This is a genomic window from Pseudomonas sp. MUP55, from assembly GCF_034043515.1.
Lineage (GTDB): Bacteria > Pseudomonadota > Gammaproteobacteria > Pseudomonadales > Pseudomonadaceae > Aquipseudomonas.
On the sequence record NZ_CP138214.1, the window covers coordinates 1322932 to 1333649 of the forward strand.

The 10718-nt window shown below is 60.4% G+C and carries 8 protein-coding genes; 6 read left to right on the top strand and 2 right to left on the bottom strand.

Annotated elements, in window-relative coordinates; all coding sequences use genetic code 11:
- Positions 1-125: 125 nt before the first annotated feature.
- The gene (locus SC318_RS05830) at positions 126-893 is read right to left on the bottom strand and encodes a MipA/OmpV family protein (protein ID WP_320430012.1); all 768 of its coding nucleotides are present in this window, start codon (positions 891-893) and stop codon (positions 126-128) included.
- 229 nt (positions 894-1122) lie between these two features.
- Here SC318_RS05830 and SC318_RS05835 point away from each other — a divergent pair, with 229 nt between their 5' ends.
- The 6 genes from SC318_RS05835 (at position 1123) to SC318_RS05860 (ending at position 8480) form a co-directional block, all read left to right on the top strand.
- The gene (locus SC318_RS05835; RefSeq protein ID WP_320430013.1) at positions 1123-1821 is read left to right on the top strand and encodes an MtnX-like HAD-IB family phosphatase; all 699 of its coding nucleotides are present in this window, start codon (positions 1123-1125) and stop codon (positions 1819-1821) included.
- A complete protein-coding gene (locus SC318_RS05840; RefSeq protein ID WP_320430014.1) occupies positions 1814-3208 on the top strand; it encodes an aspartate aminotransferase family protein in 1395 nt (464 codons plus the stop codon). Before SC318_RS05835 ends, SC318_RS05840 begins: the two co-directional genes overlap by 8 nt.
- The gene (locus tag SC318_RS05845; protein WP_320430015.1) at positions 3205-4053 is read left to right on the top strand and encodes an alpha/beta hydrolase; all 849 of its coding nucleotides are present in this window, start codon (positions 3205-3207) and stop codon (positions 4051-4053) included. Before SC318_RS05840 ends, SC318_RS05845 begins: the two co-directional genes overlap by 4 nt.
- A gap of 137 nt (positions 4054-4190) precedes the next feature.
- Complete coding sequence (locus SC318_RS05850; protein WP_320430016.1) at positions 4191-5315, top strand: GNAT family N-acetyltransferase; 1125 nt, start codon at positions 4191-4193, stop codon at positions 5313-5315.
- Positions 5315-7093 carry a sensor histidine kinase gene (locus SC318_RS05855; RefSeq protein ID WP_320430017.1) on the top strand — a complete coding sequence of 593 codons (1779 nt, stop codon included), beginning with the start codon at positions 5315-5317 and terminating at the stop codon, positions 7091-7093. Before SC318_RS05850 ends, SC318_RS05855 begins: the two co-directional genes overlap by 1 nt.
- On the top strand, positions 7083-8480 hold the full coding sequence (locus SC318_RS05860; protein ID WP_320430018.1) for a sigma-54-dependent transcriptional regulator: 1398 nt from the start codon (positions 7083-7085) through the stop codon (positions 8478-8480). The genes SC318_RS05855 and SC318_RS05860 overlap by 11 nt, the downstream gene beginning before the upstream one ends.
- Before the next feature lie 1044 nt (positions 8481-9524).
- On the opposite strand, the gene SC318_RS05865 is transcribed toward SC318_RS05860, so the two are convergent.
- Entirely contained in the window at positions 9525-10457 is a 933-nt protein-coding gene (locus SC318_RS05865) for an IS110 family transposase (RefSeq protein WP_320427212.1), read from the bottom strand.
- Positions 10458-10718: the final 261 nt, after the last annotated feature.

Sequence of the window (10718 nt, forward strand, 5' to 3'; positions counted from 1 at the left end):
TGCCCCCGATGAGGGCGTGCCAGTGAGTGCATCTGCGACTGACCCACCGCTATCGGGGGCAAGCCCCCTCCCACATTTGGTCGCCTTACATCAGGCAGATCTGCACTGGTTTTTTGCCCTGCGTTTTAATCAAATGTGTAGCTGATCGCCGTCTGCACCTGGCCCTGATTCACCTCGCCGGCCTGCCTGACGATGCTGCTGTTGGCTGCCGAACCGACCAGGTGCACCCAGCTGGCGCTGGTCAGCAATGACCAGTTGGGCGCCAGGGGGAACTGGAAGCTCTGGCTCAAGGCGACGTTCTGGAACCCGCCACTGGCGTTGTAGGGCTTGAACCCCGTGGCGGCGGCTTCGTTGCCGTCGACGCCGAAAAAGGTGTTGGTCTGGCGTGCATCGGCAAAATGCGCGACCAGGCCTGTGCTGCCGATAATCCCGCCACCCAATGGATAACCCAGCTCGCCGCCCAGTTTGCCGAGTGCGCCGCTCTGGGAATGGCCACCGCCCACGGCCTGGCCGAGCTGTGCGTAGACCCGCCAGAAATCGGCCGGTGCGTACTGAATGAAGCCCCCGACCTCAGCCATGTCCGACACATTGCGCAGGCCTTGCAGCGCGCCGTTGGAGGTGCGCCCCGACAGGTAATTGATGTACGGGCCGGCGGTGAGTCCATGGGTGTTCAGCGCGCTCCAGGTCAAGCCGTCATCCGTGCTCAGGCTGACGTTGCCCCAGTCCAGGTCCAGATAGGGCACGGGGCGGGTTTCGTAGCGGCTGCCGCTCGGGTCATGGGGCTGGTAACTGAGGCCGGCGCCCACGTCGCCGCTCAGGCCTTCTGACCAGGCGGTGCCGCAGACGCTGAGCCCGAGAATCCCCGCGAGTACCGCAGAAGTGATGTTGGCCATGGTGCGCTTTCCTAAGTGTTCAGGCGCGCATGAACGCGCAAACCCCTGGGCCTGCGCAAGCACTCATGTTGTTTGTAGCAAGCTACAAAAATTGTAGCTTGTGCGACACATATCCTCCTGGATGACCCGGCAAACCCCCAGCCCTGCTGGGCTTTGACCAGTTGGCACGCTCTCTGCTCTACCGGTAATGCAAGCGCATACAGCGCGCCTCTTTCCAAAGGTAGACGCAATGATCCAATGGCATATCGTGTGTGACTTCGACGGGACCATCACCCCCACCGATGTCATCGACAACGTCCTCCAACGCTTCGCCAGCCCCGAGTGGGAAACCATCGAGCAGGAATGGCTGGAAGGGCATATCGGTTCACGCGAATGCCTGAGCCGCCAACTGGCGCTGATCAAGGCGACGCCGAGCGAGTTGCTGGCCTATTTCGACAGTGTCGAGATCGACCCGGACTTCCCGGATTTCGTCGACCACGTCATGGGCCTTGGCGCGACCATTGAAGTGGTCAGCGACGGCATCGAGCAGGGCATTGCACGCATTCTGTCGCGCAACTACGTGACCTTGCTGCCGATCCTCGCCAACCGTCTGCGCCAGGTCGACCAGAACAGCTGGCGCATCGACTTCCCGTATGCCAGCGATGCCTGCCGCGCCGCTTCCGGCAACTGCAAATGCAAATCCACGCCGCGTGACAAGCGCGTGCTGGTGATCGGCGATGGCAAGTCCGACATGTGCGTGGCCTCCACCGCCGACTTCGTGTTCGCCAAGGGCAGCCTCGCCGAGTACTGCGTCGCCAACCAGATTCCCCATGCGCGCTTCGACACCTTCGCCGAAGTGCCCGCACTGCTGGCGCAACTGCCCCAAGGCATCGCCGCCAACGCCACCTCTTTTACTGCCGACACACAGGAAATTTTCCACCATGTCTGATATCCGTATCGCTACCGCCGAAGACCGGATCCTTCTGGATAAAGAAGCCAAGTACTGCTCCTACGGCGACACCGTGCACTACATCGAGCCGCCGCGTATTTTCAGCCGTTGCGAAGGCTCCTACGTGTGGGACACCGAAGACCAGGCCTACCTCGACCTGCAAATGTGGTACTCGGCCGTCAACTTCGGTTACGCCAACCCGCGCCTGAACAACGCGCTCAAACAGCAGATCGACACGCTGCCGCAGATCGCCAGCCAGTACCTGCACAAGGGCAAGATCGAGCTGTCGGAAATGATCGCGGTCGATGCCAAGAACAAGTTCGGCCTCGACGGCCGCGTGCACTTCAATGTCGGCGGTTCGCAGTCGATTGAAGACTCGCTGAAAGTGGTGCGTAACGCGTCCAACGGCAAGAGCCTGATGTTCGCCTTCGAGGGCGGCTACCACGGGCGTACCCTCGGCGCCTCGTCGATCACCTCCAGCTTCCGCTACCGCCGCCGCTACGGTCACTTTGGCGAGCGCGCCAACTTCATCCCGTTCCCTTACCACTTCCGTGGCCCGAAGGGCATGACCAAGGAAGAGTACGGCAGCCACTGCGTGCAGCAATTCGCGCGGTTGTTCGATACCGAATACAACGGCGTCTGGGACCCGAAAACCAACCAGTGCGAGTACGCCGCGTTCTACGTCGAGCCGATCCAGGGCACCGGCGGCTACGTCATTCCGCCGATGAACTTCTACCGCGAACTCAAGCACGTGCTGGACCAGCACGGCATCCTGATGGTCAGCGACGAAATTCAGATGGGCTTCTACCGCACCGGCAAGCTGTGGTCGATCGAGCACTTCGACGTGCAGCCGGACGTGATCGTGTTCGGCAAGGCGCTGACCAACGGCCTCAACCCGCTGGGCGGCATCTGGGCCCGTGAAGAACTGATCAACCCGAAGGTCTTCCCGCCAGGTTCGACCCACTCCACCTTCGCCTCCAACCCGTTGGGCACGGCGGTCGGCCTGGAAATGTTCAAGATGACCAATGAAGTCGACTACGGCGCGATGGTCATGGCCAAGGGCAAATACTTCCTCGAAGGCCTGCAAGACTTGCAGAAGCGTTTCCCGATCATCGGCGACGTCGACGGCCTGGGCCTGGCCCTGCGCTGCGAAATCTGCGGCCCGGACGGCTTCACTCCAGACAAGGCGACCCTGGACTACATGGTCGAGGAAGGCATGAAGGGCGACATGGTGGTCGACGGCCAGAAACTCGGCCTGATCCTTGACGTGGGCGGCTACTACAAGAACGTGATCACCCTGGCGCCGTCGCTGGAAATCAGCTACCCGGAAATCGACCTGGGCTTGAAGCTGCTCGAGCAACTGCTGGTGCGGGCGACCACGCGGTGAGTGCCGGCGAGATCGACCTCGGTGAAGGTGATGCCGGCTTCGTTCTCGGTGCTGGTCCGGTCGGGATCCTGTTGATCCATGGCCTGACCGGTACGCCAACGGAACTGCGACAGGTCGCCAAGGGGCTGGTCAAGGCGGGCAACTGCACGGTGTACGTGCCCACCCTGGCCGGGCATTGCGGCGATAACAGCGACCTGCAGGCCACCGGCTGGCGCGACTGGTACGAAGGGGTGCGCAAGACCTTCGCACAGATCGCCCAGCGTCACGCGCAAGTGTTCGTCGGCGGCTTGTCCATGGGCGCGGTGATGTCGATGTACGTGGCGGCCGAACACCCGGGGCGCGTCGCCGGGCTGCTGATGTATTCCACCACCTTGAAGTACGACGGCTGGAGCATCAACAAACTGGCGTTTCTCACGCCGTTGCTGATGAAGATTCCATTCGGCGTGCACGTGTGCAGTTTCGAAGAGAAGCCGCCCTACGGCATCAAGAACGAACGCCTGCGGGCCATCGTCGAGCGGCAGATGAAGGAAGGCCAGAGCAGCGAGGCGGGGTTGTTGACCATGGAAGGCATCACCGTGCGCGAGTTGCACCGCATGAACGCCGTGGTCAAGAAACGCATGCCCGAGATCAACGTGCCGGCGCTGGTGTTGCACTCCATTGAGGACGACATCACCAGCCGCTGGAACGCCGATTACGTGGAGCGCCACCTCGGCGGCCCGGTGACCAAGATTTTGCTGGATAACTGCTACCACATGATCACCGTCGACCTGCAATACCGGCGGGTGATCGAGTTGAGTGCGCAGTTTGTCGAGCAGCATTCGGTGCAACTCAATCGTGTGGCGTGATCTCTTTACTTGTAGGAGCGAGCTTGCTCGCGAAGGTCGTTAACGATAACGCGTACTGTCAGGCTCAACGTGGTGTCTGTGCGATCTTCGCGAGCAAGCTCGCTCCTACTGGGATGCGGTGTCGATAAGGAAAAACTGTGATAACCACCCAAGCCTTCCCCACCATCCGGGCTATCCAGCGCGATGCCTGGAATGCGTGTTTTCCCGGTGCCCTGGAAGACTGGGACTACTACGTGGCCGTGGAAAACGCCGCCATCGATGACTTCCAGTGGCGGTACCTTGCGGTTTACGAAGGGGGAACGCTGGCGGCAGTGGCCGTCGCGTTCATCACCCATTACCGTCTCGACACCACGGTGTCGGGCGCCGGCAAGCGCTTGACCGAGCGTGTGGCGCGACTGTGGCCGGGGCTTTTGCAACTGGGGCTGTATGCCCTTGGTTCGCCGGTGGCCGAGCGCTGTGACGTGGGGTTCGCCAATGGTGTGGCGGATGCGCGGCGCCCGCTGTTGCTCAAGCATTTGCTCCAGGTGGCACGCCGGGATGCCGATGACTTTGGCATCGGCCTGGTGGCGGTCAAGGACGCGCCGAGCAACGACCCGCATTGGGCCCAAAGTTGTCGCGCTGCGGGCTTTCAAAGCATGCCGAGCCTGCCCACGGGCATGCTGCCGTTGCCCTACGGCTCAGTGGATGCCTACCTGGGCTCGCTGGGTAAATCCACGCGCAAGGACCTGCGCCGCAAGCTGCGCGCGCCGGGGCCGCGGGTGGAGTGGCGGCGCAATATCGATGATGTGCTGCCCGAGGTGATGCGCCTCTATGAAGCCACGCTCACGCGCTCGGACCTGCAGTTCGAACGCCTGCCCGCCGGTTACTTCACGGAAATTCTCGAAAGGCTGCAAGAGCGTGCGGTGTGTGCGCTTTACTGGGTGGACGAGCACCTGGTGGCGTTCAACCTGATCCTGCTCGACGAGCATCGGCTGATCGATAAGTTTTTCGGGCATGACATCGCCTTCAGCCGCGAATACAACCTGTACTTCCGCAGTTGGTTGACCAATGTCGACTACTGTATCCAACACAATATTGCGGTGTATGAGTGCGGCCAAGCCGGGTATGCCAGTAAACTGCGCCTGGGCTGCCAGTTCCAGGGCAACAGCCTGTTTTTCCGCCACCGCAATCGGTTGGTCAACGGCGTGCTCACGTTAGTCAAAATGTTGTTCCGACCGGATCGTTCCGACCCTGCCATGGCTGCTGCGATAAGCGAAACCTGATGATCACCAAGACCCGCCAGAAAGCCCGCCCCTTTGCCATTTCGCGCTGGAGCGTCCAGCGCAAGCTGGTGCTGGCCTTCTGGCTGGTCAGCGTTATTCCGACCATGATTGCGGCGGAACTGGCCGCCACCACGCTGTCGCAGATTTTCGACAGCAACGTGCGTATCTGGCTGCAGGAGTCGACCAAGATCGTCAAGGACGAGATCGGTGACATCCTTCACGACAACGCGCGCATGGCCAAGCTGTTCCTGCGCTACACCAGCCCACCTACGTCCAAACAGGCCGAACGGCATGACCGGCTCACCGCCGACATCGCCGATGCCACCGACATCGATGTGGTGGCGCTGATTCGCACCAGCGACCACAAGGTAATGTTCAGCACCGCCTCCGATGACATCGTCAAGCAGATCAGCCTGACCAGCAATGCGGTGTTGCAGACGGTCCAGGTGGCCGGGGTAAGCACGGGCATGGTGGTGTCGACCTTCGAGACCAACCGTGATGGGGTCGATTATCTGTTGCTGGTGGCCACCTACCTGGACAGCAGTTTCCTCACCAGCGTGGCCGATGTGCATTCCCTCGACCTGCGCCTGTACCTGGCCAACGCTTCGGGATTTTCCGAGATATTTTCCACTCAGCGCTTCGAAAACCACCCCTCGCGCATCCCGAAAAATGTGGAAGCCGACCTGCGCAGCACGCGGCAGCCGAGCGAGCAGTTCACCAATCAGTACAGCGGCTTGTACTGGCCGATATTCAACGATGCCGGCGAGCTGCAAGGCGTGATCTTCAGTGGCCTGCTGCGCCACACGAGCCTGGTGGGGCTGGTGAACCAGAGCAACCTGTTCGTGCTGATTTTCCTGGTCAGCTCGGCGCTGTCGCTGGCCGCGGGTGTGTGGGTGTCGCGCCGCCTGACCCAGCCCCTGCGCGACTTGTCCCAGGGCGTGAACGCGGTGATCTCCGGCAATTACGCGCACCGTGTGGTGGTCAGCGGCGGCGATGAGCTGGCGCAGTTGAGCAGCACCTTCAACCACATGACTGAACGTCTGGGCGAACTGCATCATCTGGAAGCCCAACTGCGCCGGCGTGATCGCCTGCATGCCCTGGGTGAAGTGGCCATGGGCCTGGCCCATGAAATCCGCAACCCGTTGGGCATCATCAAGACGGCGACCCAACTGCTGCACCGGCGCGCCGACCTTGCGGACACCGACAAGCGTCACCTGGAGTACGTCATCAGTGAGGTCAGCCGGATCAACGAGCTGATCACCGAGTTCCTCGACTTCGCCAAGCCCAACCCGCCGATACGCGTACTGCAACCGGCCCGCGCCCTGGTCGAAGAAATTCTCGGGTTCTGCGGGCCGGAGTTGAGCACGCACAACATCGACGCGCAGATCGACGACCAGGCGCCCGACGCCACCATCTACGCGGACGCCAAGCAGCTCAAGCAGGCCTGTCTGAACCTGATTCTCAACGCCATCGACGCGATGCCCGACGGCGGACGCCTGATTCTGGGTATCCGCAGCGTGGGCGATCACACCGTGATCAGCATTGCCGATACCGGCCAGGGCATTGCGGCGGATATGGTCGAGCGCATCTTCACGCCGTTTGTCACCACCAAGGCCTCCGGCACGGGCCTGGGCCTGGCCAAAGTCTATTCGATCATGGAAAGTCACGACGGCAGCATTGAGTGCGCCACCGAGAAAGATGCCGGCGCCACCTTCAGCCTGTACATTCCGGCTAACGGTGAAGACGAAGGCGAGGATGAGGACGGGCATGACGCATAACGTATTGGTGGTGGACGACGAGCCCAAGCTGTGTGACCTGCTGTCATCGGCCCTGAGCCAGAACGGCATCCAGGTGTTTACCGCCGGCAACGGCCTGCACGCGCTCAAGGTGCTGGAGCAGGAGGACATCGACCTGGTCATCAGCGACTGGCGCATGCCGGGCATGGACGGGCCAGCGTTGCTGGCCGAGATCAAGCAGCGCTATCCGCACTTGCCGGTGATCGTGATGACGGCCTACAGCACGGTGAAAAATGCCGTGCAGTCAATGCGCAACGGCGCCTACGACTACATTGCCAAGCCGTTCGATATCGACGAGCTGGACATCACCGTGGCCAAGGCCCTGCAGTTTCGCGACATCATGCGTGACAACGCGCGCCTGCGTGCCGAGCTGGATGAACATGCACAGTTCGACAGCCTGGTCGGTGACAGCCCGGCGTTTCGCAAAGTGCTGCAAGCGGTGGACTCGGTGCGCGACAGCAGCGCCACCATCCTGCTGACCGGCGAAAGCGGCACTGGCAAGGAAATGGTCGCCCGCGCTATCCACAAGCATGGCAGCCGCGCCGACCAGCCGTTCGTGGCGGTCAATTGCGCGGCGATTCCGGAAGGTTTGCTGGAAAGCGAGATGTTCGGTCATCGTAAAGGCGCCTTTACCGGCGCTGTGGCCGACCGGGTAGGGCGCTTCATGCAGGCCGACAAGGGCACGCTGTTTCTGGATGAAGTCGGTGACATGCCGCTGGCCTTGCAGGCCAAGATCCTGCGTGCCTTGCAGGAGCGCGTGATTGAGCCGGTGGGGGATCCTCGCGAGCGCAAGGTGGACGTTCGGGTAATCGCTGCGACCAACAAGAACCTGCTGGACGCGGTGGCCAACAAGGAGTTTCGTGAGGACCTGTATTACCGCCTGAATGTGTTTCCAATTCCACTGCCGGCCCTGCGCGAGCGCGTGGAAGATATCGCGCCGCTGGCCCGGCACTTCGCCCGTACCCTCAGCGCGACGGCCGGCAAACGCATCACCGGGTTCAGCCCCGAAGCCTTGCAGGCCATGGCGGCGTACCACTGGCCGGGCAATATCCGCGAGCTGCAGAATTGCGTGGAGCGAGCGACTATCGTGGCCGCTTCGCCGGTGATTGAAGATATCGATTTGCCGGGTTACCTGTTTGCCTCCCGACCCGCCGAGGCTGGCGCAGCGACCATCTCGAGCGAAGGGCCGGGTGTGCCGCAGGACCTGGATGCGGCGCTGGCGGAAGTGGAGAAAGCCTACATCCTGGCGGCGCTGCACGAGAGCAACGGCGTGCAGGCCGCGGCAGCGGGGAAGATCGGGATTTCGGAGAGGAGCTTCTGGTATCGCCTGAAAAAGCTCGGCATCCAAGTCGACAAAATCGTCCGCTGACACACTGTGATCAGAATGTGGGAGGGGGCTTGCTCCCGATAGCGGTGTATCAGCCACCGATGTATTGACTGACCCACCGCCATCGGGGGCAAGCCCCCTCCCACAGTTTTGACCGAGTTGGGTCAGGTGTGGCGGCGTTCCGCTTGAAGCAGCAGGCCATTCAAATCGACAAAACTATTCCCTGACACACTGTGATCAGAATGTGGGAGGGGGCTTGCCCCCGATAGCGGTGTATCAGCCACAGATTTATTGACTGACCCACCGCCATCGGGGGCAAGCCCCCTCCCACAGTTTGACCGAGTTGGGTCAGGCGTGGCGGCGTACCGCTTGAAGCAGCAGGCCATTCAAATCGACAAAACTATTCCCTGACACACTGTGATCAGAATGTGGGAGGGGGCTTGCCCCCGATAGTGGTGTATCAGCCACAGATTTATTGACTGACCCACCGCCATCGGGGGCAAGCCCCCCTCCCACAGTTTTGACCGAGTTGGGTCAGGTGTGGCGGCGTACCGCTTGAAGCAGCAGGCCATTCAAATCGACAAACTATTCCCTGACACACTGTGATCAGAATGTGGGAGGGGGCTTGCCCCCGATAGCGGTGTATCAGCCAGATTTATTGACTGACCCCCCGCCATCGGGGGCAAGCCCCCTCCCACAGTTTTGACCGAGTTGGGTCAGGTGTGGCGGCGTTCCGCTTGAAGCAGCAGGCCATTCAAATCGACAAAACTATTCCCTGACACACTGTGATCAGAATGTGGGAGGGGGCTTGCCCCCGATAGCGGTGTATCAGCCACAGATTTATTGACTGACCCACCGCCATCGGGGGCAAGCCCCCTCCCACAGTTTGACCGAGTTGGGTCAGGCGTGGCGGCGTACCGCTTGAAGCAGCAGGCCATTCAAATCGACAAAACTATTCCCTGACACACTGTGATCAGAATGTGGGAGCAACTGTCTTATTGGATTCAATTCAGAAGTCATTTTCATAGGCAGCAAAGCTCCCACAGCTTAGGCCGTGCAATGCTGAAGGAAATTGCTGCTACCGAGCTAATCGGTGCGCTCTTTCCATTCAGTGCGGTCACGCAGCATCGCGTTCAGACGTACCAACAAAACGCGCATACAGGCGATCAACGCGACTTTGGCGCATTTCCCTTTATCACGTAGCGCCTTATATCGAGTCCCGAATTCTGGCTGGTCACGGATAACCACCCAACAGGCCATGTAAAGTGAGCGACGGGCTGAAAACCTTCCGCCACTAATATGGCGTGCACCTTTATGCCTTCCGCTGTCGTTGTTGTACGGAGCGAGGCCCGCTAGTGCCGCGATAGGGCGTCCTCCAATCTCTCCCAGCTCAGGCAGGTAAGCCATAAGACTGGTGGCAGTAACCAGCCCGATTCCTTTGACTGAACACAGTCGAGCCACCTTTTCGCTATCTAACTCGTTCGCACTTTGACGAATCAGTTGATCTATCGCCTCCACTGCCATGGTCAAATAGTCGATATGGTTCTGTAATGCAGGCTTTACCGCATCGCAGGAAGCTGTTTTCAGGCGTCGTCTGTCGTCATCTCTTTGCTGAACAAAATGCTCCCGCTGCTGGACCAACGCGCGCAGCTTATCGTGCTCCGGGCTTGTAACTCGGGCGCTTGGCGAGTCTAGAACAGCTGCATAGTGCGCAAGAGACTTTGCGTCTATCGGGTCGGTTTTGGCTTGTTTGCCCATCGCCCTGGAAAAACTCTTGGCTCGGTGCGGATTGATGCAGATGACATCAAGGCCCGCAGCCTGAAGCGCCTTCATGACTTTGCGCTCATAACCGCCAGTAGCCTCCAATACCACGCGACCAACCTGGTGAAGCAATAGCCACCCAATCAACCCAGGGAAATCTTCTTCGGCGTTAGCGCAATTTACCCCAACGTCAACCTGATTAACTCGAGCCTCAAGGCTGTCCTTGGAAACATCAATACCTGCTGGATAGGAAAACATAGCCAAATCCTCTTACACTTAATGTGAGAGCGCTCTGGCTTGGCCCACGCTTGTAACTGTTCGAGGTGGGCTCGTTCAACTGTTCGGGCTCATGTCCAGAGCGGAGAGGTGAGTAGCAGCGTGGGCTCCCACACGTGCTTTAAGCACTCGGGGCATTCAGCTTGCTACTCACCGCTCTCACCCTCAGTCTAATCCTGGCTCAAGACACAAGGGGGCTTGCCCCCGATAGCGGTGTATCAGCCACAGATTTACTGACTGATC